Raw genomic sequence first — 25,593 nt, 5'->3', positions numbered from 1 at the left:
CGACCCTAGGTGCCGCCCAGAAGTTGCCCACAGGCCCTATCGCACGCCGCCGCCAAGGCTTGCGTGCTGCGGCCACTCAGCTCCCACAGCAGGGCCAACCCACCCGCACCCACCCCTTCTTTCACATAACCGTCCTCGTAGTCCCGCAGGGCCTGGTGGCGGCAAGCGCCGAAGCGCAGGCCGGCGGAAAAGGCCAGGGGCATGACCCCCCAGTGCTGACCGATGCGCTCCAGCAACAGGGCCAGGTCGCTGTGGGGTTCGCTGGCCACCCAGGCCGTGGTGCCCAGGACCACATGCTCAGCCACCTGTGGGCGCTGGGGCGCGGGGGCGAGCGCCAGGGCGAGCGCCAGCACGGCGGCCATCTGGCTCCCGCCCGCCAGCAGCACCGGCCGGCCCTGCTGCGCAGCCGCCAGCACCAGGGCGGCGGCCAGCACCTGCATCGCGTCCCCCACGGCGGCCACCACCGCCAGCGGATCCACCGCGCCTCCTGGCGCAACAGATGCCCTGTCGAGAGCAGCGGCCCGCAACCCGCGCTCCACCAGCTCCGCCTTGAGCCGGTGGGCCGGCTCCCGCAGGCTGCCGCTCACCAGGCCCTCCGCCGCGATGCCCAGGCCTGTGAGCAGCGCCTGGGCGGTGCTGGTGCCCCCCGGCACGCACTCCGCCAGCACCAGCGGAGCCCCCGAGGGCCGACGGCCCCAGCGGCGGCCCAGGGCCAGCAGGCGCTGCACCTGAGCGGGATCGAGGGCGGAGCCGGTGCTGAGGCAGCGGGCCGGCGCTTGCAGCACCTGCACGTGGGGCACCGCGGGGGAGATCGGGGCCCCCAGGTCGATCACCAGGGGGTCAAGCCCAAGACCCGCGCAGACCACCTGGCTGATGAGCGCCGGACTGACCCCCGCCGGCAAGGGCGGCAGGGCATGGGGACGATAGGCCTCAGGGCCGAGCAGCAGCAGCTCCGCGTCCGCGGCGGCGGTGAAGCGGCGGGAAACAGCGCTGGAGCCGGCGGCGGAAATACCCTCCACGGCGGATGTGTCCGTGCCAGCCAGCAGCAGCAGCACCCGGGAGCTCTCGGCCTGGGCACCCACCCGGGCGCACCACCGGTTCCCCAGGGCGGGGTCCCCGCTGAGCTGCCGTGGGCCCACGGGACTCAGAGCGGATCGAGGGCCACCAGGGAGCGCAGCAGCTCGGGGGGCTCGCTGATGGGGGCCTGCAGGCGGGGAAAGATCCAGTAGGCGAAGGCGTGCAGGGCAAGCACGTAAATCAGGTTCTGAAACAACACCAGCCCGAGGGCCATCAGCTGCACCTGGGCCAGCTCCGGTCCACCCCCCAGGTTGAGCAGGCTGCCCAGCTGATCGAGAACACCGGCGGCGGCGTTGGTGATCACCACCCAGAGGTTCTCCCCCACCAGCACCGAAAGCACCGCCACCCGCACCAGGAACCCCAGGGCGCCGATCAGCAGCCCGACCCCCCAGGTGAGCCACCAGCTGAACCGCCGGCTCCAGCCCCAGCCCAGCCACAGGGCAAGCAGGCCGTAGGGGAAGAGCATCAAGGGGCCACGGATCGGCCCCATCAGGGCCACCAGCAGCAACAGCGCCACCAGCACCCCTTCGGCGCCACAGCGCCAGCCATTGCGCAGCAGCAGCAACGCCAGGGGCAGGGGCAGGGCCAGTCGGAACAGGGGACCGCCCACCGGCAGGTAGTAGAGCGCCACCCAGAGCAGGGCCGTGGCCGAAGCAAGGTAGGCGGTCTCCATCAGCTGGCGGGCCTGACGGCGGCTGAGGCTGCGCGGCGGGGGCGGCGGCATCGGATCAGGCTCAGCGGGCCGGTGGCGCCGGCGTGACCGCCGGGGTTGGGGTGACTGCGGGAGCAGCGGCGGTACCCGTGGGGAGGCGCTCGATCGTCTCGACCTCAAAGCTCACGCCGGCGGCCCGCAGGGCCTCGGTGACCGCCTCAGCGGGGGCAGATGGATCAGCGGCGGGCAACTTGATCGTGACCCGATAGGGAACGGGTGTGACCCCTTTGACGACACCGGAGCCGGACCTCGGGGCCACCCATGGGCTGGAACCTGCAGGTGTCTGTGCCGCTGGCTTGGCCGCTGGAGGGACCGGTGTCTGAGGGCCGCCCACGGGCTTGGCAGCAGGGGCTGGGGAGCTGGCAGCGGGGGCCGTGGCGGTGCTGGCTCCAGGGGCCGGCGCAGGCGATGGTGCATCGAAACTGCCGGAGAGCCGCCGGCCAAGGGTGGTGCTCTCGCAGCCCCCCAGAACCAGCAGGGCCGCCAGACCGAGAGCCCGACCGACCCAGGGCTCTGATCGGAGGGCAAGCCGTCGGCGGGGAAGGATCAACTGCTGGCGGCCTTGATGATGCGCACTGCGCCGGCCCGGGGCTTGCCGCTGCGGCTCGCCTTCGGCAGAGCCGCTGCCTGAGCTTTTGAGCCTTTCGCCGCGGTGGCCTTGGCTGCGGTCGACTTCGCTGCTGCCCTGGGCTTGCTCGCCGCCTTCCGGCTGGCCGCCTTGCTGGCCTTGCCCGTTGCCGCCTTGGCCGCCAGCAGCTCGATCGCCTCCGCCAGGGTGATGTCCTCGGCGCCCTTGCCCTCCGGCAACGAGGCGTTCACCTTGCCCTGCTTGACGTAGAGGCCGTAGGGGCCGTCGAAGACCTGAATCGACTCGCTGGCCCCTTCGGGGCTGCCCAGATCCTTGAGGGCTGTGCGGCCACCGCGGCCGCGCTTGGGCTGGGCCAGCAGCTCGATCGCCCGCTCCAGGGCCACGCTGAGCACGTCGTCCTCGGCCTTGAGGGAGCGGAACTCCTTCTCCCCCTTGCCCTTGTCGTGCACCACATAAGGGCCGAAGCGGCCCAGGCCCGCCTGCACCTTGCCGCCCTCGGGGTGCTCCCCCAGCAAGCGGGGCAACCGCAGCAGGCCCAGGGCATCCTCGAGGCTGAAGTCCTCGGGCTTGACCCCCTTGGGTAGGGACGCGCGCTTGGGTTTGGGGTTCTCGTCGCTGACCTGGCCCTTCTGCACATAGGGGCCGTACTGGCCGAAGAGCAGGTACACCAGCTCGCCGGTCTCGGGGTCTTCGCCGAGGCTTTCGGGGCCCTCGGTCTTCTGGCGCAGGATCTGCTCGGCGTGGTCGGCGTCCAGATCAGCCGGGGTGATCTCCTGGGGCAGGGTGGCCTTGATCAGTTCTTCGCTGCCGTCGTCGGCGACGCGCTTGGCCTCCAGGTAAGCCCCGAAGCGGCCGATGCGCACCACACAGGGCAGCCCTTCGAGCTGAATCGTGCGGGAGGCCGCTGGATCGATGTCTCCCTCCCGCTGGGCCACCTGGGTTTCCAGGCCGGTCTCTCCCTTGAAGAACTTGGTCAGATAGGGAAGCCAGCGCTCCTTGCCGGTGGAGATGTCATCGAGGGTGTTCTCCATCCGCGCCGTGAAGCTGGTGTCCACCAGATCGGGGAAATGCTCCTCCAGCAGGGCAGTGACGGCGAAGGCGGTGAAGCTGGGAGTGAGGGAGTTGTTGGCGAGCGTGGCGTAGCCGCGGTCAACGATCGTGCCGATGATCGAGGCATAGGTGGAAGGACGTCCGATGCCCTCTTTCTCCAGCATCTTGACCAGGGCCGCCTCGCTGTAGCGGGCCGGGGGCTGGGTCTGGTGGCCCAGGGCCTCCACCCCCTGGCAGCCGGGGGAGTCGCCCACGGCCAGGGCGGGCAGGAGCACCTCCTGGCCCTCGAGGGCGGCGTCGGGGTCGTCACTGCCCTCCACATAGGCGCGGAAGAAACCGGGAAAATCGATGCGTTTGCCGGAGGCGCGGAAGCTGGCGCCGGCCACTTCCAGGCCCACGCTGAGCATGGTCAGGCGGGCGTCGGCCATCTGGCTGGCCACGGTGCGCTTCCAGATCAGCTCGTAGAGGGATAGGTCCTTGCCGTCGAGGCCGGTGTCCTTTGGGGTGCGGAAGCGGTCGCCCGAGGGGCGGATCGCCTCGTGGGCCTCCTGGGCGTTGCGGCTCTTGGTGGAGAACTGGCGCGGAGCCGGGCTCAGATAATCCTTGCCGTACTTCTCGGCCACGCAGCTGCGGGCGGCACTGATCGCCTGCTCTGACAGATGCACGGAATCGGTGCGCATGTAGGTGATGAAGCCGCGCTCATAGAGCCCCTGGGCGGTCCGCATGGTGTCGCGGGCCGAGAGCCGCAGCTTGCGGTTGGCCTCCTGTTGCAGGGTGCTCGTGGTGAAAGGCGGCACGGGTTTGCGGACCGTCGGCTTCTCCTCCACCTCAGCCACCCGCCAGGGGGCGGTCTCCACCGCCGCGCGCAGGGCCGTGGCCTCCGCCTCAATGAGAAGCCTCACCTTGCTGCCGGCCTTGAGGGCGCCGGTGGTCTCATCGAAATCGGCACCGCCGGCGATGCGCTCGCCGTTCAGATGGGTGAGCTTGGCCTCGAAGCGGCCACCCCCCTGCTCCAGCTGGGCCTTGAGATCCCAGTAGCTGCCGCTGCGGAACGCCCGCCGGGCCCGCTCCCGCTGCACCAATAGCCGCACCGCCACCGACTGCACCCGGCCGGCGGATAACCCCCAGGCCACCTTCTTCCAGAGCAGGGGGGAGAGGGTGTAGCCCACCAGGCGATCGAGGATCCGCCGAGTCTCCTGGGCGTGGACGAGTTCCATGTCCAGGTCCCGGGTCTGGTCCAGCGCCTTGGCAATCGCCTCCTTGGTGATCTCGTGGAACACCATGCGCTTGACCGGCACCTTCGGGTTGAGCAGCTGCAGCAGGTGCCAGCTGATGCTCTCCCCCTCCCGGTCCTCGTCCGTCGCCAGCAGCAGTTGATCAGCGCCTTTGAGGGCGTCCTTGAGCTCTTTGACGATCTTTTTCTTGTCCTTCGGCACCACGTAGAGGGGCTCGAAGTCGTTGCTGGTGTTGACCCCCAGGTTCGACCACTTCTCGCCCTTGTAGGCCGCCGGAATCTCGCTGGCGTTGTTGGGCAGGTCGCGCACATGGCCCATGGAGGCCTCCACCTTGAAGTCCTTGGGAAGGAATCCACGGATGGTGCGGGCCTTCGTGGGGCTCTCGACGATGACCAGGGTGTGCGCCACAGGCAGGCGAAAAACCGGCTCCCTCTTTATCGCACCGCCGGCCCCCGGTGGCGACGAGCTCGTTCAATGGCTACTACAGTGCCCAGCACCGGCACCCCACTTCCGCTGACATGACGCTGATTGGCGCCTACGCCGTTGTGGCCCCGACGATCACCAGCCTGCAGCTGAACGCCGGGGCGATCGCCCCGGAGATGGCTGTGCTGATTGCCCTCCTGGCTTGTCTTGTGGTGGACCTGGCCGGCGAGGGAGTGGCCAGCCGCTGGGTCCCGCCGATTTGCTACGCCGGCCTCCTTTCCGCACTGGTTCTGCTGGCCCTGCAGTGGGATGCCCCCCTGGAGCCCTCCTTCCTGGGCTCCTTCCTTGCCGACAACCTGGCCGTCGCCTTCCGCGCCGTGGTGGCGGGCTCCACCCTGCTCTCGCTGCTGATCAGCTGGCGCTATGTGGAAAGCAGCGGCACCCCCGTGGGCGAGTACGCGGCGATCCTTCTGGCCGCCACCCTTGGGGCGATGTTCCTCTGTGGCTCCACCGACCTGATCAGCATCTTCATCTCCCTGGAGACCCTCTCCGTCTCCAGCTACCTGCTCTCGGGCTACATGAAGCGGGATGCCCGCTCGGCTGAGGCCGCCCTGAAGTACCTGCTCGTGGGCTCGGCGGCCGCAGCGGTGTTTCTCTACGGCGCCTCGCTGCTGTACGGACTCACAGGCGGTGGCACGGGCCTCGACGCTGTCGCCCTGGCCCTGAAGACCAGTGAAACCCCCGTCACCGCGCTGGCCCTGGTGTTCGTCCTCGCCACGGTGGCCTTCAAAATTGCGGCGGTTCCCTTCCACCAGTGGACCCCGGATGTTTACGAAGGTTCACCCACCCCTGTGGTGGCCTTTCTTTCCGTCGGCTCAAAGGCGGCTGGCTTCGCCCTGGCCCTGCGCCTGCTGGTGGGCTGCTTCGACAGCTTCGAAACTCAGTGGAAGCTGCTGTTCACGGTCCTGGCGATCCTGAGCATGACCCTGGGCAACGTGGTCGCCCTGGCCCAGACCTCCATGAAACGGATGCTGGCCTACAGCTCCATCGGCCAGGCGGGATTCGTGATGATTGGCCTGGTGTGCGGTACCGAAGATGGCTTCTCGGCCATGGTGCTTTATATGGCGGCCTACCTGTTCATGAACCTGGGGGCCTTCGCCTGCATCATTCTGTTCTCGTTGCGCACGGGCAGCGACCGCATCTCCGACTACGCCGGCCTCTATCAGAAGGATCCACTCATTACGCTGGGGCTGAGCCTTTGCCTGCTCTCGCTCGGTGGCATTCCTCCGATGCTGGGCTTCTTCGGCAAGATCTATTTATTCTTCGCCGGTTGGGCCGATCACCAGTACCTGTTGGTAGTGGTGGGTTTGATCACCTCGGTGGTGTCGATCTACTACTACATCTCGGTGATCAAGATGATGGTGGTCAAAGAACCCCAGGAAGCCTCTGACGCCGTCAAGTCCTACCCCGACATCACCTGGTCCGTGGCAGGCATGCCCTCCCTTCGCACCGCCCTGGTCGCCTGCGTGTTGATCACGGCCGTGGGCGGAGTTCTCTCCAATCCGCTTTTCAATTGGGCCAGCGCCACCGTGGCGGGCACCCCGATGTTGCAACGGGCGATCGCCTCCGCCCTGCCGGTGGCCCTGGGTTGAGGCGGCCTTGATTGACACCGTTGCCGAGCTGATTCACGTCAGCAAGGTCTATGGAGCCGCCGAGACCCAGGTGCGCGCCCTTGACGACCTCAGCCTGAGCGTCCAGCGGGGCGATTACCTGGCCGTGATGGGCACCTCCGGCTCGGGGAAATCCACGGCGATGAACATCCTGGGCTGTCTGGATCGCCCCAGCAGTGGCAGCTACCGCCTCAATGGCGTTGCCATCAATGAACTCGACGACGACGAACTGGCGGCCCTGCGCAACAGGGAACTGGGCTTCGTGTTCCAGCAGTTTCATCTGCTCCCTCACATGAGTGCGCTGGAAAATGTGATGCTTCCGATGATCTATGCCGGCGTGGGCGCCGAGCAGCGAGCCTTGCGGGCCAAAGAAGCCCTGGAGCGTGTGGGCCTGGGGGCACGGTTGAACAACAAACCCAACCAGTTGTCCGGCGGCCAGCAGCAGCGGGTGGCGATCGCCCGGGCCATCATCAACCAGCCGGCTCTGCTGCTGGCGGATGAGCCCACTGGCGCCCTCGATTCGCGCACCACGGCCGAAGTGCTGGGCATCCTCGACGAGCTCCACGACCAGGGGATCACGGTGGTGATCGTCACCCACGAGGACGACGTGGCGGCCCGAGCTCAGCGGATCGTGCACTTCCGCGACGGCCGCATCGAGGGCTGACCAGCCGGGCTCAGCTCAGCCCGCCTTGTCGGGTGTCTTGCTGAGGGGTGCGGCGGCCTTGGGGCGCTCCAGGGTCTGGAGCAGCTGGCCCATGAGCAGAGCAATGGCATCACCACCGGCGGATCCCTTGCCGGGGTCGAGTTCGCCCGGGTCCACGGCCACCCAGCCGCCATCCTGGGGCAGGCGCAGCTCGAAATGCAGATGGGGGCCCGTGCTCAGGCCCGTGCTGCCCACCCGGCCGATCACCTCCCCCTGGCGCACCAGGTCCCCCTCCTTCACGTAGATCTCCGAGAGGTGGCCGTAGAGGGTGCGGCGCGTGGGGCGCTGGTGCTCCAGTTCCACTGCGATGCCGTAACCACCCGCCAGGCCACTGCTCACCACCTTTCCGCTGAGGGCCGCCACCACGGGGGTGCCCTCCGGAGCGGCCAGGTCTCGACCCGCATGCATCAACCAGCTGCCGATGAGCGGATGCAGACGCCAGCCGAAGCTGCTGGTGGTGAGAGCCGAGCCGATCACCGGGAAGAGCAGCCGGCTGTTGCCGTTGCCCACCAGGGGTGCAGGCCTTGGCGTGACGGCAAAAACCTGGGCCAGGTTGTAGGTGCCGCCACTGCCCGCCAGCAGCGCCGAAACGGGCACAGTGATCGGTGGCAAGGGCACCCCATCGGGGCCGATCCGCTCAAAACCAGCGCTTCCTGCCAGCTCGCCCTCCCCATGGCGGCCGCGCCAGCGGATCGCCAGACCGGAGCGACACTCCTGTTCCGAGAGGGCGCCGGTGCGACAAGCTTGCTGATGGGCGGGCACATCGATCGGCACCTGGATCGAACCCATGCGCAACCGGGCCCGCTCCGCCGGGGTCACCACTCCCTCGCGCACCAGAGCATCCAGCGACTGATCGAAGCGGCGGGGGGCCGCCTGTGCCCCCTGCCACTCGTCGACGCTGGGCCGCAGCGGCGCCGGCACAGCGCCGGAGAGGGGGGGGCGGAGTGGCGGCACCGGCGCCGTCACCGAGGGGGGGGGCAACAGGGGGCCGGAGTTATCACCCGTAGATGGGGCCGCGAGCAGCGCGGCGGCTGGCTCCTGCTGGGCCCAGGCCAGGGGGGTCCCTGCAGGGGGCAGGCCCCCGAGGGATGAGAGGGTGACCAGCAGCGCGAGCGCGGCGGCGGATCGCGCTGGGGGCACAGGCTGGGGCGGCTTATGCATCAGGGAAGCTTAGAAAAGGCGCCGTAGCTGCGCCCGCCTCGGGCCCAGGGCCAGCTCGAGGGACCCGTCGCTCCCGAGGCCATGGGCCTGCCACCATTCCCCCTCGAACGGCACCGGCAGCGTCGGCAGCAGCAGACGCGCCTCCGCCTCCCGCCGCACGCGCTCGGGGGCAAGGGCCTGGGCGGCGGCCCACTCCAACGCGAGCAATACCCGGGCAGCGAGGACGGCGGTGTCGAGGCGGTGGCGGCCCAGGGCCCTTGCAACGGAGGTCGCACCGGCGGGTACGGGGTTGTGGCCGTTCAGCCCCAGCCCCACCTGGGCCCAGCGGATCCGCTCACCCCGGCGGCGCAGCCGCGGCAACAGGCCCGCCACCTTGGCGCCATCGAGCAACAGATCGTTGGGCCACTTGAGGCGCGGCTTCAGCCCCAGTGCTTCGAGTTGCAGCGCCAGCCCCACCGCCACCGCAAGCCCAAGGGCCGCCGTGCCGTGGGGCTGCGGGGGCCAGGGCAAGGCGGCGCTGATCCAGACGCCGCCTGGCGGCGCTTGCCAGGGCCGGCCCTGCTGACCATGGCCAAAGCGCTGCTGGCCCGAGAGCACCGCCAGCGGAGGTTGGGCTCCCGCCCGCAGCCATCGCTCCAGTTCGATCTCGGTGCTGGCGCAGACCGGCCACCGCCGCAGCCGCCAGGGGAGCCCCCGACAGGCGCTCCCACGCAGCTGGTGTCGGGCGGCGGCGATACGCCCGATCATGGGGTGTGCAAGGACGTCAGAGGCTGCGCAGCCAGGCACCGATGCGTTGGGCCCCGGCCTCCAGCTCCGCCACCGGATGCACCAGCGCCAGCCGTTGCCAGCCCTCCCCAGCCGCCCCGAAGCCATGGCCCGGGGTGAGGGCCACACCGGTGGCCTCCAGCAGCCCGGCGCAGAAACCTTCGGAATCGAGACCTGCGGAGCGGGCCGCCGGTGGCAAGGCCAACCACAGGTAAAGCGCCATTTCCGGCCGCTGCAGCGGCCAGCCCTCGCGCTCAAGTGCCTCTGCCATCACCTCACGCCGTTGGCGGTAGGTGACCAGGAGCTGGGACGGCCACTCTGGCGCCTGCTCCAGGGCGGCAATCGCGCCGGCCTGGAGGGCCAACGACTGGTTGAAATCCACCACCGCCTTCACCTGGCGCAGGGCCGTGATCAGTGCTTCGGCGCCGATGGCAAAAGCGAGCCGATAGCCCCCCAGGCACCAGCCTTTGGAGAAGGAGAAGAACTCGATCCCGCAGCGGCGCCAGAGCGGACTGCGCAGGAGGGCCGGGGCCTCGCCCTCGAGCACCAGATCCACGTAGGGGTTGTCGTGGGCGAACACCAACCCATGGCGCACGGCCCGGGAGACCGCCTCGTCCACCCAAGCCTGCTGGCCCACGGTGGTGGTGGGGTTGTGGGGGAAGCCCAGCACCATCAGTTTGAGTTGGTCCCAGGCGCTGGAAGGAATCTGATCAAAATCCGGGCGCCAGCCCTGCTCCGGCCGCAGCCGCAGAAAGCGGGGCTCCGCGGAGGCCAGGTGCAGCCCACCCAGGTGGGAGGGATAGTAGGGATCCAGCAGCAGGGCCGAGTCACCGGGATTCAGCACCGCCAGGGGCAAATGGGCGGTGCCCTCCTGGGAGCCCACCAACAGCAGCACCTCCCGCTCGGGATCCACGGCCACGTCGAAGCGGCGCCGTGCCCAGGCGGCCACGGCTTCTCGGAAGGGCCCCGTGGCGGCGTGGAGGCAGTAACTGGAACTGGCGGGCTGCCGCAGGGCTTCAGCGATGGCGGCCATCGCCGCAGGTGGCGGCTGCAGATCAGTGGAGCCCAGGGAGAGATCCAGCAGCGGGGGCAGGACCTGGCCAGTTGCTGCTGCCGTGATTCGGCGCTGCAGGTAGGCGGCCTTGCGCTGGTCGTTGCGGGCAAAGACACCGCTACCGAGCCGCTTCAGCCGCTCAGAGGTGAGCATCCAGGAACGCCTGCAGCTGGGGTTTGGCCATGGCCCCCTCGTGGCGAGCCACCTCCGAGCCGCCCCGGAACAGGATCAAGGTGGGCAGCCCCTTCACGTTCTGGCCATCGCGGCTGAGGGGATTGGGGTCTGATTCGAGCTTGCCCACGCTCAAACGGCCCGCATAGGTGCTGGCGGCCCAGTCCATCAACGGCGCCATCAATCTGCAGGGCCCACACCAACTCGCCCAGACATCCACCAGGACCGCGCCGGGATCGTCGAGCACGGCGGCCTGAAAGTTGGCATCGTTGAACTCGGCGACAGCCACGGCGGCGAACGGAAGCTGGGCCGATTGTATGGACCGGACGGCACCGGCAGGCCCTGGTTCTCGCCGGCTCAGAGCTTGTCGATCGAGCGCTTGAGGTCTTCGAGTTCGGCATCCACCTGGGCCGCCTTGGCGGGTTCGAGCTTGGGCAGCGGTGCATCGGCCGCAGGCAGGGGGATGGCGGCCGCTCCGCCCTCAAGCCGATTCTTGAGGGCGGCCAGTTCGTCATCAACGTCGCTTCCCCCCTCAAGGGAGGCGAACTGGCTCTCCAGATCGGCACCGGCCAGCTCAGCGGCCGCCTGGCTGCGGGCCTCCTGCTGCAGCACTTTCTCCTCCATCTGCTCGAAGGCGGCCATGGCGGAATTGGTGCCAAGCCCGCTGACGGCGCTCTGGAGCTGCTCCTGGGCCTGGGCGGCCTGGGACCGGGCCTTGAGCATGTCCTTTTTGGTCTTCGCCTCGGCGATCTTGCCCTCGAGCGCCAGCAGGCTCTTCTTGAGGGTCTCCACCTGGCCCGCCTGGCCACTCAGCTGGGCGTTCAGGGCAGTGGCCGTGTCCTGGTAGGTCTTGCGGCGGCTGAGGGCTTCGCGAGCCAGATCCTCCTCACCCTTCTTGAGGGCCAGTTCGGCCCGTTCGTACCAGGTTTTGGACTGCGCCTCTGACTGCTCGGCCTGGTTCTGGATGCGCTTCTGGCTGGCGATCGCGGTGGCCACGGCCGTGCGCAGCTTCACCAGGTCGGCCTGCATGTCGGCCACCGATTGATCCAGGATCTTCCCGGGGTCTTCGGCCTTGCTCACCAGGTCGTTGAGGTTGGCGCGCAGCAGGCGGCTCAACCGATCGAAGAAGCCCATGGATCAAAAAGGGGGCAAGTTGGAGGGTAGCGGCAGGTGGCTGAAGAACGATGTCCAGCCACGGCCGGTTGCCCGCACCTAGCCTGCCCCCATGGCTCGCGCCCACCCCGACCAGACCCGCCGGATCGGGAACCTCTCCCTGCTGATGGCGGCGCCGCGGCCGCCGGCCACGGCCCTGGGTGACTGCCTTGAGCGCCTTCAGCATGAATGGCAGCGGCGGGGAAACCTGGCGGCCCTCTGGCAGGCCTGGCCACGCATTGCCGGTCCCCAGCTGGCGCCCCATTGCCAGCCGTTGAGCTTCCGCGCCGGCCTGCTCACGGTGGGGGCCAGCCACCCCCAGTGGCTTCAGGGCCTCCGCTACAACCGTCACCAGCTGCTGGGGGCCCTGCGTGGGGCTGGCTTCAGCGTCCGTGATCTGCGCTTCCAACAGCTCCAACCCGCCGCGGCCTTCACCCCTGGCGCCGAGGCGGAGGCCGCCTCCTGGGCTGTCCACCCCAGCCGCGTGGATGTGCACGGCATGGCCACGTGTCCTCACTGCGGCCGTCCCTCCCCAGGGGGAGAAATCCAGCGCTGGGGCCACTGCAGCTTCTGCCAGCGTCAGCCGGAAGAACCTGGGTAAGCAGCCGCCCAGCCAAGAGCCTCAAAAACGCTCCGGTCGCGGATCACGCCATTCAAGGCGCGCCTCGGAGCTGGCGATCAACCCCTGGGCCCGTGCGCCCAGGCGACGGCGATCCAGACGCCAGAGCCGATAGAGGCCCACACGGGCCAGTTCCTCAGCCGCCAGCCCCTGCCAGTAGGGCTCCTGGGAGGTGGTGGCATCGATCACGACCAAGACGGTGGGGGACTGATCGACGCTGGTGGGGACCTGGCCGCGGCGGCGTTCATGCAAAAGGCGGTCCTGGAGGTTGACCAGAGCGTGGGGCGAGCGGCCCTCGTAGAGCACCACCCGGCGGCTGTAGTAGAGGAGCGAGGGCTTCATGATTCCCACCATCGCCAGCGATTCCTGCGGCCGCCTCTGGCGCACCACCTCCGAGGCGATCTCCCTTACGGGTCGCTGCCGCACGCCGTCCCCGAGGCTCCACATCGGCAGCACGGCCAGGGAATGGAACAGCACCACCGGCAGCTGCACGGCCAGCAACCAGCCCGGGGGACGCAGGGGCCAGCGCCAGAGCACCAGGCCCACCGCCACCACCAGGGAGAAGCAGAAGGCCGCCCGCAGCACCAGACCACTCGCCAGCAGCTCCGTCGGAAGGGTGGGCATCTCCGGATCGTTGATCAGAGGCACCCAGCGGGGGGAAGCCCAGAGCGCCGCCGCCAGCACGGCCCCGAGCAACAAGGTCAGGCCCCGGGCCCAGTCCAGGGGCCGATCGCCCGCCTGGTTCGCTGAGCCCCACGCAGCCGGCTGATCGGCACCCTGGGCGGCGATGGCAATGAGCAGGGCCGCCGCCGGGGTGGCCGGGAGCCAGTAACTGGGCAGCTTGGTGGCCGACACCGTGAAGAACGCCAGCACCACCAGGAGCCAGCAGGCGGCGAAAGCGCCAAGGCTTTGGGCGGGAAGGCTGGGGTTCGATGCGCCTCGAAAGGGCGAGCCTTGCGCTGACAAGCCCCGAGATGGGGAACGCCCCAGGGTCCGAACAAGCCCGAGCAGCAGCAGCGGCGTGAACGGCAGGCTGGCCACCACCAGCACCGGACCGAAGTACCACCAGGGCTGCAGGTGCTGGTTCACCACTGAGCTGAACCGCTGCAGGTTGTGATAACCAAAAAAGCTGTCCCAGAAGGGTTTCCCCTGGACGATCAACTCAGCGGCGAACCAGGGAACCGCCACCAGGGCGGTGATCCCCAGGCCCAGCAGGGGCCGAAACCCCGTCACCAGACCGCCAAGGCGGCCCTGCTGCAGCCCAAAAGCAAGCACGGTGAGCCCCACCAACAGCAGGGCCACAGGGCCTTTGGCCAACACCGCCAGCCCCAGCACCGGCCAGGGGGCCCACCAGCGGCGCCGGGGATCCGCCTGGCCCTGCCAGAACAGCAACAGACTGAGGGCCACGCAGGCGCTGAACAGGGCATCACTGACGGCGATGCGCCCCCAGAGGATCACCAGGGGGGAAAGGGCAAAGGCCAACGGTGCCGTCAGGGCGGTCAACGCCGGCCACCGTGGCCGCTCATTCAAGGCCCCCGCCGGCTGGGGCCAGCGCAGCAGGGTGAAGGCCAGGGCCACCATCACGGCGATCGAAGCCAGGGCTGAGGGCAGATTGGCGGCCCAGGTGCCCAGGGGGTTCCACTGCTCCTGCCATGGAAGCCGGTAGAGCAGCCCCATCAGCCAGTACACCAGCGGCGGCTTGTCGTAACGCGGCAGCCCGTTGACGGCGGGGGTGAGCCAGTCGCCGGACTCAGCCATGCCCCGGGCGGCGGCGGCGAACAGTGGCGGGGTCTCATCCACCAGACCAGAGCTACCCAGGTCCCTGACGAACAGCACCACCCCGAGCGCGACGGTGAGGCCCAGCACCACTCCCCTGCTCAGGCGGGAAGGTCGCTCAGGAATCACGCGGAGGGACACGGGGCATCCGAACCTATTCCCGGACCGGTGTCACGCCTGTCACCGCCCCAGGGCCGCCAGCAGCCACCGCTCCAGCCGTTCGGCGAAGGCGGCGCGAGAGCAGCTTCGCTCCACCCAGGTCCTGCAGCCCCGCCGATCGAGAGCCTCGGCGCCGGCCACCGCGGCCGCCAGGGCGGGAACATCGTCGGGGGGCACCAGCTGCCCATTGACCCCCGGCTGCACGAGCTCTCCGGGTCCGCCGCGGCGGTAGGCGACCACGGGGACGCCGCAGGCCATCGCCTCCACCACCACGTTGCCGTAGGCCTCGTTCCACTTCGGGGTGTTGAGCAGCGCCGCGCAGCGGCCCAGCTCGGCCTGGAGCTGGGCCGTGGGCAGAAAGCCTCGCCAGTCGATGGTGCCGGCGGACACGGAAGCCTCCACGGCGGCGGCGTAGGCGGGATCCTCCACCAGCCCCCACACCGCCAGGCGCCGTCCCAGCAGGGCCGCCGCCCGGGCCGCATCCTCAAGCCCCTTCTCCGGAGCGATCCGCCCCACCCAGCCCAGCAGGGGCTCCGGTGCTGCACAGAAGGCGTAGGCGCGCAGATCGAAGCCGTTTCCCACGACCACAGGCGGTTCGGGCAACTGAAAATCCTTCGCCTGGGTGAGGGTGTGGAACGCCAACCGGCGTTGATCCCAGCGCGCCACCTCCGCGATCACCGCATCGGTGGCCTCCGCCACCGAGCCCATGCTCACCAGGTGCAGCAGGGGGGTCGCCAGCTGCGGCGTGAGCCAGAAAGGCAGCCAGTCGTAGGCCAGGTTGATCAGGGCATCGAAGCCCGCCTGCTCCGCCACCGCCCGCTGCCACAGGCGCGGCAGCAGGGCGTTCACGGGGATCTGCACCGGGGCGTCCCGCCGCTGGTGCTGCCAGCTGGGCTGGTCAACCCCGGGGCACGTCCAGAGCCGGGCGCGTTCGCAACCGGCGGGCAAGCGCGAGCCAGAGGCCGCCAGCACGGTAAGTCCATGGCCGCGTTCCAACAGCCCCGCCACCAGGCTGGCCAGGGTGAGCTCCACGCCGCCTCCTTTGCCGCTCCCGAGCGTCCCCACAGGTGTGCTCACCACCAGAAGCCGCAGGGCCTCAGCTGCCATGTGTCCCCCTCTCCCAGAGCTGCTGGCGCCGATTGATCAGCAACACTGAAGCCAGGGCCACCGCCGCCCCCAACCACTGCAGGGGCCGCAGCTCTTCCCCCAGGAGCAGCTGGCCGCAGACCAAGGCGAACAGAGGGGTGAGGAAGGTCAGGGAGCTGAAACCGGTGAGGTCGCCGCGGCTGGCGAACCAGAAGAACAGGCCGTAGGCCAGGGCGCTGCCAAAAATACTGGCGTAGGCCATCAGGCCCCAATCCAGGGCTGACCAGGCGGGCCAGAAGGGGGGGGCCGCACTGAACACCAGGGGGGCGAGAGCCGCTCCGGCCAGAAGCGGCAGCCCCCCCAGGAGCATGTGCCAGCCGGTGATCGCCACCGGGTCGCTGTACCGGCAGGCATAACGACTGATCACGGTGCCGAAGGCCATCGCCAGGGCAGCCCCCAGCATCCAGAGTTCGCCGTGGCTCCAGGCCCGTGCCCCCAGGCTCGTTGGGGCCTCGAGCCACCAGTGCTGCAAGAGCGGCGCCGGCAAGCCCAGACACACGATCCCCAGCAGCCCCAGCAGCAGGCCAAACCAACCCACCGGATTGATCGCCTCAGCAAACAGGCTGCGGGCCAGCAGTGCCACCACCAGGGGTTGGGAATCGATCAGCACTGACCCCAATCCAGCGCCGGTCTGGCCCAGGCCCCTGGCCAGCAACGCCTGAAACAAGGTGCCGTCGATCGAGGCGAACAGGAGCAGCCAGGCCAGGTCGCGGCGATCGACCCCCAGGGGGCGACCCGACAGGACAGCGGCCAGAAGCACCAGAGCACCGGCGGGCACCAGGCGCATCCAGGCGAGGGTGAGCGGACCCGCGCCCGGCAGGAGTGGTTTCATGGCGGCCATCGCCGTGCCCCAGAGCGCGAAAGGCAGCAGCATCAGCAGCCAGCGCGGCAGAGAGGGCATTGGGCAGGAGTGGGAGCCCCTTTTTAAGATCCAGCCACTGCGCACTGCGTTTCATGCCCTGGCCCTGGCGCCGCAAGTCCCGCCGCAAGATGGCCAGGATTGCCATCGAAGGACCGATCGCCGGTGCCACCCGGGAGCGGGTGCTCAAGGCCTTGCACCAGGTGGAGGAACGTGAATTCCCCGCCCTCCTGCTGCGCATCGACAGCCCCGGGGGCACCGTGGGCGACAGCCAGGAGATCCACGCCGGCCTGCTGCGTTTGCGGGCCAAGGGCTGCAAAGTGGTGGCCAGCTTCGGCAACATCTCCGCCTCTGGTGGGGTGTACGTGGGCGTGGCCGCCGAGCGAATCGTCGCCAACCCCGGCACCATCACCGGCTCGATCGGCGTGATCCTGCGGGGCAACAACCTCTCGAAGCTGCTGGAGCGCATCGGCATCAGCTTCGAAACCGTCAAGAGCGGCCTCTACAAGGACATCCTCTCCCCGGACCGCGCCCTCAGCGAGGGGGAGCGGGAGCTGCTGCAGGCCCTGATCGACTCCAGCTACGGCCAGTTCGTCTCTGCTGTGGCCGAGGGGCGCGGGCTGAGCGAGAGCGTGGTGCGCAGCTTCGCCGACGGGCGCGTGTTCAGCGGCGCCCAGGCCAAGGAGCTGGGCCTGGTGGATGAGCTGGGGGATGAGGAGGACGCCCGGCGGCTGGCGGCCCGCCTGGCCGATCTCGATGAGGAGAAGACCCGGCCGGTGACCTTCGGCAGACCACGCAAGGGACTGGGGGTGCTGATCCCCGGTCGCGCCCTCTGGGGTGAGCTGCAAACGGCCCTCAGCCTCGAGCTGGCCTGGGGAGGTCAGCCCCTCTGGCTCTACCGCCCATGAGCGCGACCCTGGCCCTGCGGGCCCTGCGGGGGGCCACCACCGCCAGCGCCAACACCGCCGAGGCCATTAGTGAGGCGGTGGCTGAGCTGATCGGAGCGCTGATCGAGCGCAACCAGCTCGACGGTAATCACGTGCTGTCCGTCACGTTCAGCTGCACTGCGGATCTGGATGCCTGTTTTCCGGCGGCGGTGGCCCGGCGCCAAGCGGGCTGGGACGCCGTCGCCCTACTGGACTGCCAGCAGATGGCCGTGGCCGGTGATCTGACCCACTGCATCCGGCTGCTGGCGCACGCCTGGATGGAGCGTGAGCGCCCAGTGATCCACCCCTACCTCAGGGAGGCGGCCCAGCTGCGCCCGGACCGATCTGGTCACAACTGACAGCTCCACTGCCGCCCACCGCCCGGGCTGGTGATCCCCCATTCTGAACAGAATCGATTCCATGGCGCTCCGCCTCGGTGCCCGCCACTCCTCACCACCATGACCTCCCCGCTTGCCGTCCTGCGGCGTCCCCTGGCCATCGCTGCCGCTACTGCCGGTGCCACCTTGCTCGGCGGACTGGCTGTGGCCGGTGGCCTCGCCCTGCTGGAGGGCACCGCATCTGCTCCGGCCCGGGCCCAGGGAACACCCGGCCTGCTGGAGTTTCGCTGGGATAACAATAAGGATTACCGCAGGCTCTATTACTTCATTACCGACTCCGGCCGACTGAAGCGCTCGGAGTATTACCTCATCCTCAAACCCAAAGACCGCAAGACCGCCATCCTCAAACTGAGCATCTCCATCCCACCCTCATTCGATGTGAAAATCGACCCAAAAGATGTCAAATTATGTGTGATGAAGGAGGGTGGGATGCTCTCTCGTACGCGCTGCCTAGAGGAGATTCCTGCTGTGGTGGAGATCCCCAAGGGGGGGGGATCGATCGACATTTTCCCCAACACACCGGTCTCGGATGCGAAAACGATCGGGGTGTACATCAACCTGTTCAACCCCTTCAACATCGGCATGTACCAGTTCAACGCCTTGGCCCAAGCCCCTGGCGACGTGCCCATGGCCGGCTATCTGGGAAGCTGGATCATCCAGATCGATCCATCCAACTGAGCGCACCGGCTGATAAGTTGATCCATCCTGTCCAAACCGCCGCAGAGCCGGAGCCATGACCAAACGGACCCTTGAAGGAACCAGTCGCAAACGCAAGCGGGTCTCCGGTTTCCGTGTGCGCATGCGCAGCCACACCGGCCGTCGCGTGATCCGCACCCGTCGCCGCCGCGGCCGTGCCCGTCTGGCGGTCTGAAGCTCGTCAACCTGCAGTCAACAACGGCCCCGCAGCCATGGTCCTGCCCAGGGAACATCGGCTGAGGGGCCGTTCCGTGTTCGACCACCTGTACAAGCAGGGGGTGCGTCACCAAGGCCTATGGATGGTGCTGCGCTTGATTCCTGCCCGCGACACCCTGCTGAAACCCGAACTCAGACGGCAACCACCCAGCCCCTGCCGCTGCGCCGTCGTGATCAGCACCAAGGTGAGCAAGCGGGCCGTGCAGCGCAACCGGCTGAGGCGCCTGCTCCACGGGCGTCTGCGGCTGAGTTGCTCGGCTCTCGAACCCCGGGGGCCGGGCATTTGGCTCCTGCTGAGCCTCAAACCGGGAAGCGCAGAAGTCGCCGACGACGATCTGCTGGGAGAATGCGCACAGCTCTTGCTGAAAGCTGGACTGCGCCCATGACCACAGACCCCAGCAGCACGCTGACCAGCTCCGAATCCCTGTTCTTCGAGGGTGGTCCCGCCCGGGGCGATCTGATCCTCAACCTGCTCTTCGGGCTCACGGTGATCGGCATCCCCTTCGCCGTAGGGGCGATCGTGCGCGCCCTCTGGCTCCGTTTCCGCATCACCAGTCGCCGGGTCTCGGTGACGGGGGGCTGGCGGGGCCAGGACCGCAGCCAGGTGGTCTACAGCCAGATCAAGGAGGTGCGCTCGATTCCCCGCGGCCTGGGCTTCTGGGGCGACATGGTGTTGGTGCTGAGCGACGGAGCCCGCCTGGAGATGCGCGCCGTGCCCCGGTTCCGCGAAACGGAGGCCTACATCAAAGAACAGATTGCCGCGCGCGTCCCCGCAGCTCCCAATGGATTCGGCACGACCCAGGCCGCCAGCGCCTGAGGCTGCCCGGCGCCAACGGCCTGCGCTCATGCACACTGGCCCCATCGACCCCGTCCTCTGACGCCCCGACGCCGTGATCGGCTACATCTCCGACAACCTGCTGCTCCCGATCCTCGATTTCTTCTACGGATTGGTTCCCAGCTACGGGCTGGCGATCATTGCCCTGACGGTGGTGATCCGGCTGGCCCTTTTCCCTTTGAGCGCCGGCTCCATCCGCAGCGCCCGGCGCATGCGCATCGCCCAGCCGGTGATGCAGAAGCGCCAGGCCGAGATCAAGGCGCGCCACGCCTCCGACCCCCAGAAGCAACAGGAGGAACTCGGCAAGCTGATGAAGGAATTCGGCAGCCCCCTGGCGGGCTGTCTGCCCCTGCTGGTGCAGATGCCGATCCTGTTCGCCCTCTTCGCCACCCTGCGGGGTTCACCGTTCGCGGATGTGCCCTACACCCTCAACCTCAAGGTGCTGCCCGCCGACCAGATCGCCGCCGTGGAGCCGAAGCCCTTCACCAGCGCCAGTCACTCGATCTTTGTCACTGAAACCCAGCATGTGCCGGTGATTGCCAGCCTTCCTGGGGGCACCAAGCTCGGCGTCGGCGAGCGCCAGCAGGTGCGCATCGAAACCAAGCAAGGGGAATCCTTCAGCTCCCTGCTGGCGGGTGTTGACAACGGAGAGGCCTTCAAGCCCTCCTGGAAAGTCAGCAAGGGTGAGGAGGTGGTGCGTGTCAGCAGCGATGGCACGGTTGAGGCCCTGGCCCCCGGTGATGCCACCGTGGAGGCCACCATCCCGGGCCTCGCGGCCCGCAGCGGCTTCCTGTTCATCAAGGCCCTCGGCCAGGTGGGCTTCTACACCGATGGCGCCATCAACTGGGACATCGCCATCCTGGTGGGAGGTTTCGGCCTGAGCCTGCTGGCCTCCCAGGTGCTCTCAGGCCTCGGCATGCCCGCCAACCCCCAGCAGGCCACCGCCAACAAGATCACACCCGTGATGATCACGGGGATGTTCCTGTTCTTCCCCCTGCCGGCCGGGGTCCTCCTCTACATGGTTGTCGCCAACATCTTCCAGGCCCTGCAGACCTTCCTGCTCACCCGTGAGGCCCTGCCCGACAACCTCCAGGCGATCCTTGATCAGCAGCTCACCCAACAGACCGTGACGGCCAGCGCCGGAGGGGCTGGGATCGATCGGCTGCCCTTCGAGCCCAAGGGCAAAAAGTGAGCGATGCGCTCCGGCCGGTGCCCCTGCAGGAGCTCAGGCTTCTGCCGGCTGGACGCCGTTGGAGTGTGGATCAACCCCTCGACGACCTGGACAGCCTCACCCCGGTGCGGGGGGAACTGGAGGCACGGCACCAAGGCACCGTTCTTGAGGTGCGGGCCCGGGCTGAAACGATCGTCAACCTCTGCTGTGATCGCTGCCTGGGCTCCTACAACCATCCCCTGGCGACCGATAGCCATGAGCTGATCGAGCTGGGTGAACCCAGGGATGAAACCGGGGCGGTGCTGGAGCTGGATTCGGACGTTCCCCTGGAAACCCTTGATCCCCGCAGCAGTTTCGATCCAGCCCGTTGGCTGTTCGAGCAGCTCCACCTGCAACTGCCCCTGCGCAACGACTGCGGCCTGGACTGCCCAGGCCCGGATCTGCCTGGGAAGGCGCCCCCCGCAGGGCACCCATCCAGCACCGGCGGCGGGGACCCCCGATGGGCGGCCCTTCGCAACCTGCCATTGCCCTGAGTCGCCATGGGCCAGACCTGGTCAGACCATCTGGATCTGCTGATCCGCGCCCGCACGCCGATCCTCTGGATCCGCAGCCCCGAAGAGGAGCGCATCGCCACCCTGCTGGGGGAGGGGGCGCGGCGGCTGGGCCAACGCCTGCTGCTGCGCTGGGATTTCATCCAGGGCCTGCGCGGACTGCCCAACCGCGAGGGTGAGGCCGCCCGCAACCCCCTGGCGGCCCTCCAGTGCCTCGATGGGCTCACGGGCGTGCAAGGAGCGATCCTTGTGCTGCATGACTTCCACCGCTATAGCGAAGACGGGGCCGTCTGCCGCAAGCTGCGCAATCTGTTCGTCAGCCTGCGCCAACACCCGCACACCGTGGTGATCACCGCCGCCGAGTGGCAGCTGCCTCGGGAGCTGGAGGAGTGCATCACGGTTCTCGATCTGCCCCTGCCCGAGCCCGACGCGATCCGCGCGCTGCTGATGAGCATCGCCCAGGCCAGCGAACAGCCCCTGGCGCCCAACGAACTGGAGCAGCTCGCCCATAGCTGCAGTGGCCTGAGCGAACAGCGCATCCGTCAGGTGGCCGCGCGGGGGCTGGCCCGCCGCGGCCGCCTGGGCAGTGACGATCTGGCCGAAATCCTGGAGGAGAAGCGCCAGGCGATCGCCCGCAGCGAATTGCTGGAGTACTGCCCCAGTGAGGCCAGTCCCGCCGACATCGGTGGCCACGAGGCCCTGAAGCAATGGCTGGAGCGGCGCCACCAGGCCTTCAGCGACGAGGCGCGTCGCTACGGACTGCCCCTCCCCCGGGGGGTGCTTCTGGTGGGACCCCAGGGCACCGGCAAGTCGCTCACCGCCAAGGCGATCGCCCACGGCTGGGCGATGCCGTTGCTGCGGCTGGATGTGGGCCGGCTGTTCGCCGGGCTGGTCGGGGCGAGCGAGGCGCGCACCAGGGAAATGATCCAGCGGGCGGAGGCCATGGCCCCCTGCGTGCTCTGGATCGACGAGATCGACAAGGGCTTCGGCGGTGACGGCCGCAGCGACGGCGGCACCAGCCAGCGGGTGCTGGCCAGCCTGCTCACCTGGATGGCCGAAAAGAGCTCAGCGGTCTTTGTGGTGGCCACCGCCAACGGCATTGAGCGGTTACCGGCGGAGCTGCTGCGCAAGGGCCGCTTCGATGAGATCTTTCTGCTCGATCTCCCGGATGCCATCGAGCGGCGGACCATCCTCGATCTGCAACTGCGGCGGCGGCGGCCCGAGCACGCCATACCGCTGGAGGTGGTGGTCGACCGCAGCGAGGGATTCTCCGGCGCCGAGCTGGAGCAGACTGTGGTGGAGGCCATGCATCTGGCCTTCAGCGAGGGCCGGGAGTTCGGCGAGGCCGACCTGATCGGCGCGGCGGCCCAACTGGTGCCCCTGGCACGAACGGCCAGGGAACAGCTTGAGGCCCTCAAGCAATGGGCCAGCAGCGGCCGAGCCCGCCCCGCCTCCCGTCGCCCCTGATTGCGGGTGGTAACGAAAGCCAACGCACCGTAACGAAGCCCCCGGGGAGGCTCAGGCGGAGCGGGGCAGGACTCCTAGCTTCAGCCCACCCGATCGGTGATCCCTTGGAGACACGCCCTTCCATCGCCATGCAACTGACCGTGGCCTGCATCGGGGCCGGGGTGATCACCAGCTTTGCGGTGGCCCAGGGTCAGAATCCCCTCACCGCCTTGGGGATCACGCTGTTCTCCGCTGTGGCTGCGGTGATGGTGGGCCAGGTGCTCTGAGCGCCACGAACCAACGCTGATAGAAACGGCAGATTCCTTCCATGGCCCTGCCTGAGCCCCAGAGTGTCCCTCAGAGGGGCTCCCTGACCCCAGACCAGCTGCGGGCTCTGATGCCCGCCCTGACACACAAGACCTACTTCAACTACGGCGGCCAGGGCCCCTTGCCCACTCCCTCCCTTGAGGCGATCAGCGAGGCCTTCGCCACGATTCAGGAGCTGGGGCCGTTCACCAGCGCCCTGTGGCCCTGGCTGGAGACGCTCACATCCAGGCTGCGCCGCAGCCTGGCCGCCAGCTGTGGTGTGCCCACCCATCGGCTGGCCCTCACCGAAAATGTCAGCAGTGGCTGCGTGCTGCCGCTCTGGGGTCTCCCCTGGGAGCCGGGCGACCAGATCCTGATCAGCGACTGCGAACACCACGGCGTGGTGGCCGCCTGCACGGAGCTGGCCCGGCGCCAGGGTCTCCAGCTGGGCCGTTTTGGTGTGAAGACGCTGGTGGGAGGGAACGGGGCCAGCGCCCCAGAGGCGGCCCTGGACGCCCTGGAGCGTGCCCTTACCCCCTCCACCCGCTTGGTGGTGCTCTCCCACCTGCTCTGGAACACGGGCGTGGAGATGCCGATCCCAGCGGTGGCCGAGCGCCTGGCGGCCCACCCCCGCCGCCCCTGGTTGCTGGTGGATGCGGCTCAATCCTTTGGGAGCCTGCCCATCGGCCCCGCCGCCGGGGCCGCCGACATTTACGCCTTCACCGGGCACAAGTGGGCCTGCGGCCCCGAGGGGCTGGGGGGCGTGGCCCTTTCGGAGCGAGTGCTGGAGCAGGCCAGCCCCACGCTGATCGGCTGGCGCAACCTGCGCCAGGAAACCGACGAGCACGGCGGCTGGCACCCCGATGGCCGCCGTTTCGAGGTGGCCACCTCCTGCGTGCCCCTGGTCGCTGGCCTGCTGCACTCCCTGGAGCTGCTCGAGCAGGTGGGTCCGATTGAGCGCCGGCTGGAGCTGATCAAAGAGCCCAGCGGACGCCTCTGGCGGGGCCTGCAGGATGCGGCCGGTGTGAAGCCCGTGCTGGAGGCACCGCCCACGGCCGGGCTGGTGAGCTTCCACGTGGAGGGCCACGACCCCACCGCTGTGGTGAAAGCCCTGGGGGAGCGGGGCCTGTGGATCCGCAGCCTGGAACAGCCCGCCTGTCTCCGGGCCTGCACCCACCTCACCACGACGGAAGGGGAAGTGGATCACTTGCTTGAAGCCCTGGCCAGCCTCTGAGCCGCAGCGTTCTCAGCACCGCCCAGGCAGGGGCTAATTCCTTGCGGCCGTCCTCAATCTGGGATTGAAGTCCTGGGCTGAAGAACGCCCACCGTCGACTGGTTCCGCAGGCCCAGATGAACGACCTGGTTGGGGAGTTCCGTCGATCCATGGTTTTGGTTGATCCTGCAAGGGGACTGGTGTTGGTTCCCTCTGCCCCAAGCGGATCTCTGCTTCGGATCCCGCGCGACCCATGTACTGGTGATTCTGGATGCTCCCCAGGATGGTGGTGGGATGGAACCCGAATCCCGTCTGCCTCCCTCGTTACCACCCCCAGTTGGAATGAAACCATCCAGCGTCCTTGTTCCCGGCGCGCCATCCGCCCAGGTCGGCCCTCGTCACCACCGCGGGCCCCGTTTCAGGCACGAGGGCGCTCGTAACCGAAAAATCCCTCCGATTGCCCCGGCGCCGATGCTCTCCTCAAAGGGGCACGGGTAAGCACAGTGGCACCAAATTCGCTCAGGGCGAGAAGCCATCGTCCTGTGCGGCCGCCCAGGACACACCCGTGCTGCCCCCGCCCCCTGGGCGCCTCTGGACTCTGGAACCTCGACGGCACCATGAAAAAAGGGGCCGATGAGGCCCCTCTGGCGCGTGACGTCAATCGTTAACAATCGGACAAAGCAACCGCACCACCTGGGTCGATCCATCTCCCCACGCGCCGAGGCTTGTCCGATTCAATCGGCGCGGCCCTCGAGGAGATTGCGATGGACCCATCCGGCCAGCAGAGCACCAACGATCGGCGCCAACCAGAAGAGCCAAAGCTGCCCGATCGCCTCACCACCGACCCACACGGCCACTCCGGTGCTGCGGGCCGGATTCACCGAGGTAGCGGTGACCGGAATGCTGATCAGGTGAATCAGCACCAGTGACAGGCCGATCGGCACACCCGCGAGGTCCTTGATGGCGTCTTTGCTGGTGGTGCCAAGGATCACCAGAAGGAAAATGAACGTGAGAACCACCTCGATGATCAGGGCCGAGACAAGTCCGTAGCCCGCCGGTGAATGGGCTCCAAACCCATTAGTGGCCAGGGGGTTGCTGCCCGTGAGCACAAAGCCACCGGCCCGACCGCTGGCGATGCCGTAGATCAGGCCACCGGCGATCACTCCGCCGAGCACCTGGGCGGAGATGTAGGTGAGCAGGTGGGATCCTGGAAAGCGGCCACTGGCCCAGAGACCGAAGCTCACGGCAGGGTTGATGTGGCACCCCGAGACATGGCCAATGGTGTAAGCCATGGTCAGCAGGGTGAGACCGAAGGCCAGAGAGACCCCCAGCAAACCAAGGCCCAGGGGGTTGTTGGCGGCCTGGTCATAGGGAAAAACCAGCGCCAGAACGGCACTGCCGCAGCCGCCGAACACGAGCCAGAAGGTGCCGATCAGTTCAGCCAGGAACTTCCTCGACAGAGGGACAGCAGCAGCCATGGGCGCAGGGACGAAAGGATGAACAACCCCGCAAAG

27 protein-coding genes are annotated in these 25,593 nt (G+C 68.4%); 14 read left to right on the top strand and 13 right to left on the bottom strand.

Annotation, left to right across the window (positions count from 1 at the left end; translation table 11 throughout):
• Positions 1-5: 5 nt before the first annotated feature.
• The 4 genes from cobT to topA all read right to left on the bottom strand — a co-directional run bounded on the left by cobT (position 6) and on the right by topA (position 5,071).
• The gene (gene cobT / locus KBY88_RS00340; RefSeq protein WP_254937911.1) at positions 6-1,139 is read right to left on the bottom strand and encodes a nicotinate mononucleotide-dependent phosphoribosyltransferase CobT; all 1,134 of its coding nucleotides are present in this window, start codon (positions 1,137-1,139) and stop codon (positions 6-8) included.
• 5 nt (positions 1,140-1,144) lie between these two features.
• A complete protein-coding gene (locus tag KBY88_RS00335) occupies positions 1,145-1,801 on the bottom strand; it encodes a DUF2232 domain-containing protein (RefSeq protein ID WP_254937910.1) in 657 nt (218 codons plus the stop codon).
• Between the two features lie 10 nt (positions 1,802-1,811).
• Entirely contained in the window at positions 1,812-2,048 is a 237-nt protein-coding gene (locus tag KBY88_RS16055) for a hypothetical protein (RefSeq protein WP_315858072.1), read from the bottom strand.
• Positions 2,049-2,335: 287 nt separating this feature from the next.
• Positions 2,336-5,071: a type I DNA topoisomerase gene (gene topA, locus KBY88_RS00325; RefSeq protein ID WP_254937909.1), complete on the bottom strand. Its 2,736-nt coding sequence runs from the start codon at positions 5,069-5,071 to the stop codon at positions 2,336-2,338.
• A 110-nt stretch (positions 5,072-5,181) separates the two neighbouring features.
• Between topA and KBY88_RS00320 the strand changes: the two genes are divergently transcribed.
• Together KBY88_RS00320 and KBY88_RS00315 are read left to right on the top strand one after the other, a co-directional pair.
• Positions 5,182-6,738, top strand: coding sequence for an NAD(P)H-quinone oxidoreductase subunit N (locus KBY88_RS00320; protein ID WP_254938470.1), 1,557 nt, complete (start codon positions 5,182-5,184; stop codon positions 6,736-6,738).
• Positions 6,739-6,745: 7 nt separating this feature from the next.
• Positions 6,746-7,420 (top strand): ABC transporter ATP-binding protein, encoded by a 675-nt coding sequence (locus tag KBY88_RS00315; RefSeq protein ID WP_254937908.1) that lies wholly within the window; start codon positions 6,746-6,748, stop codon positions 7,418-7,420.
• 15 nt (positions 7,421-7,435) lie between these two features.
• On the opposite strand, the gene KBY88_RS00310 is transcribed toward KBY88_RS00315, so the two are convergent.
• The 5 genes from KBY88_RS00310 to KBY88_RS00290 all read right to left on the bottom strand — a co-directional run bounded on the left by KBY88_RS00310 (position 7,436) and on the right by KBY88_RS00290 (position 11,744).
• Positions 7,436-8,599 (bottom strand): M23 family metallopeptidase, encoded by a 1,164-nt coding sequence (locus tag KBY88_RS00310; RefSeq protein WP_396102220.1) that lies wholly within the window; start codon positions 8,597-8,599, stop codon positions 7,436-7,438.
• Between the two features lie 30 nt (positions 8,600-8,629).
• The gene (locus KBY88_RS00305; protein WP_254937907.1) at positions 8,630-9,367 is read right to left on the bottom strand and encodes a biotin--[acetyl-CoA-carboxylase] ligase; all 738 of its coding nucleotides are present in this window, start codon (positions 9,365-9,367) and stop codon (positions 8,630-8,632) included.
• A gap of 16 nt (positions 9,368-9,383) precedes the next feature.
• Positions 9,384-10,592 (bottom strand): aminotransferase class I/II-fold pyridoxal phosphate-dependent enzyme, encoded by a 1,209-nt coding sequence (locus KBY88_RS00300; protein WP_254937906.1) that lies wholly within the window; start codon positions 10,590-10,592, stop codon positions 9,384-9,386.
• Positions 10,579-10,899 (bottom strand): thioredoxin family protein, encoded by a 321-nt coding sequence (locus KBY88_RS00295; RefSeq protein WP_254937905.1) that lies wholly within the window; start codon positions 10,897-10,899, stop codon positions 10,579-10,581. Before KBY88_RS00295 ends, KBY88_RS00300 begins: the two co-directional genes overlap by 14 nt.
• Positions 10,900-10,967: 68 nt before the next feature.
• On the bottom strand, positions 10,968-11,744 hold the full coding sequence (locus KBY88_RS00290; RefSeq protein ID WP_254937904.1) for a PspA/IM30 family protein: 777 nt from the start codon (positions 11,742-11,744) through the stop codon (positions 10,968-10,970).
• A gap of 91 nt (positions 11,745-11,835) precedes the next feature.
• Here KBY88_RS00290 and KBY88_RS00285 point away from each other — a divergent pair, with 91 nt between their 5' ends.
• Positions 11,836-12,363, top strand: coding sequence for a DciA family protein (locus tag KBY88_RS00285; protein ID WP_254937903.1), 528 nt, complete (start codon positions 11,836-11,838; stop codon positions 12,361-12,363).
• A gap of 21 nt (positions 12,364-12,384) precedes the next feature.
• Here KBY88_RS00285 and KBY88_RS00280 read toward each other — a convergent pair whose 3' ends face one another.
• From KBY88_RS00280 to KBY88_RS00270, 3 genes are read right to left on the bottom strand one after another with little or no spacing between them, the layout of a single operon-like run.
• Entirely contained in the window at positions 12,385-14,298 is a 1,914-nt protein-coding gene (locus tag KBY88_RS00280; protein ID WP_254937902.1) for an ArnT family glycosyltransferase, read from the bottom strand.
• A gap of 39 nt (positions 14,299-14,337) precedes the next feature.
• Positions 14,338-15,423, bottom strand: a complete 1,086-nt coding sequence (locus tag KBY88_RS00275) for a glycosyltransferase (protein ID WP_254937901.1) — start codon at positions 15,421-15,423, stop codon at positions 14,338-14,340.
• Positions 15,413-16,363 (bottom strand): DMT family transporter, encoded by a 951-nt coding sequence (locus KBY88_RS00270; RefSeq protein WP_254937900.1) that lies wholly within the window; start codon positions 16,361-16,363, stop codon positions 15,413-15,415. The genes KBY88_RS00275 and KBY88_RS00270 overlap by 11 nt, the downstream gene beginning before the upstream one ends.
• 53 nt (positions 16,364-16,416) lie before the next feature.
• Between KBY88_RS00270 and sppA the strand changes: the two genes are divergently transcribed.
• The 11 genes from sppA to KBY88_RS00215 all read left to right on the top strand — a co-directional run bounded on the left by sppA (position 16,417) and on the right by KBY88_RS00215 (position 24,100).
• Positions 16,417-17,229 carry a signal peptide peptidase SppA gene (gene sppA, locus KBY88_RS00265; protein ID WP_254937899.1) on the top strand — a complete coding sequence of 271 codons (813 nt, stop codon included), beginning with the start codon at positions 16,417-16,419 and terminating at the stop codon, positions 17,227-17,229.
• Complete coding sequence (aroH, locus tag KBY88_RS00260; protein WP_254937898.1) at positions 17,226-17,606, top strand: chorismate mutase; 381 nt, start codon at positions 17,226-17,228, stop codon at positions 17,604-17,606. Before sppA ends, aroH begins: the two co-directional genes overlap by 4 nt.
• A gap of 99 nt (positions 17,607-17,705) precedes the next feature.
• Positions 17,706-18,323: a DUF2808 domain-containing protein gene (locus KBY88_RS00255; protein ID WP_254937897.1), complete on the top strand. Its 618-nt coding sequence runs from the start codon at positions 17,706-17,708 to the stop codon at positions 18,321-18,323.
• 55 nt (positions 18,324-18,378) lie between these two features.
• Entirely contained in the window at positions 18,379-18,516 is a 138-nt protein-coding gene (rpmH, locus tag KBY88_RS00250) for a 50S ribosomal protein L34 (protein WP_006170261.1), read from the top strand.
• A gap of 37 nt (positions 18,517-18,553) precedes the next feature.
• Positions 18,554-18,943, top strand: a complete 390-nt coding sequence (gene rnpA, locus KBY88_RS00245) for a ribonuclease P protein component (RefSeq protein WP_254937896.1) — start codon at positions 18,554-18,556, stop codon at positions 18,941-18,943.
• The gene (locus KBY88_RS00240) at positions 18,940-19,374 is read left to right on the top strand and encodes a PH domain-containing protein (protein WP_254937895.1); all 435 of its coding nucleotides are present in this window, start codon (positions 18,940-18,942) and stop codon (positions 19,372-19,374) included. The genes rnpA and KBY88_RS00240 overlap by 4 nt, the downstream gene beginning before the upstream one ends.
• 73 nt (positions 19,375-19,447) lie before the next feature.
• Positions 19,448-20,584 (top strand): membrane protein insertase YidC, encoded by a 1,137-nt coding sequence (gene yidC / locus KBY88_RS00235; protein ID WP_254937894.1) that lies wholly within the window; start codon positions 19,448-19,450, stop codon positions 20,582-20,584.
• Positions 20,581-21,096 carry a YceD family protein gene (locus KBY88_RS00230; RefSeq protein WP_254937893.1) on the top strand — a complete coding sequence of 172 codons (516 nt, stop codon included), beginning with the start codon at positions 20,581-20,583 and terminating at the stop codon, positions 21,094-21,096. Before yidC ends, KBY88_RS00230 begins: the two co-directional genes overlap by 4 nt.
• A 6-nt stretch (positions 21,097-21,102) precedes the next feature.
• Complete coding sequence (locus KBY88_RS00225) at positions 21,103-22,581, top strand: Ycf46 family AAA ATPase (RefSeq protein WP_254937892.1); 1,479 nt, start codon at positions 21,103-21,105, stop codon at positions 22,579-22,581.
• 104 nt (positions 22,582-22,685) lie between these two features.
• Positions 22,686-22,847, top strand: a complete 162-nt coding sequence (locus KBY88_RS00220; RefSeq protein ID WP_254938519.1) for a hypothetical protein — start codon at positions 22,686-22,688, stop codon at positions 22,845-22,847.
• A 110-nt stretch (positions 22,848-22,957) separates the two neighbouring features.
• Positions 22,958-24,100 carry an aminotransferase class V-fold PLP-dependent enzyme gene (locus KBY88_RS00215; RefSeq protein ID WP_254937891.1) on the top strand — a complete coding sequence of 381 codons (1,143 nt, stop codon included), beginning with the start codon at positions 22,958-22,960 and terminating at the stop codon, positions 24,098-24,100.
• A gap of 713 nt (positions 24,101-24,813) precedes the next feature.
• Here KBY88_RS00215 and aqpZ read toward each other — a convergent pair.
• Positions 24,814-25,557 carry an aquaporin Z gene (gene aqpZ, locus KBY88_RS00210; protein WP_254937890.1) on the bottom strand — a complete coding sequence of 248 codons (744 nt, stop codon included), beginning with the start codon at positions 25,555-25,557 and terminating at the stop codon, positions 24,814-24,816.
• Positions 25,558-25,593 lie beyond the last annotated feature (36 nt).

The sequence above is a fragment of the Cyanobium sp. Morenito 9A2 genome (genome assembly GCF_024345575.1).
Classification (GTDB): Bacteria; Cyanobacteriota; Cyanobacteriia; order PCC-6307; family Cyanobiaceae; genus ATX-6F1.
The sequence above is the reverse complement of the archived record's forward strand: the minus strand, read 5'-3'. Positions and strand labels throughout refer to the sequence as shown.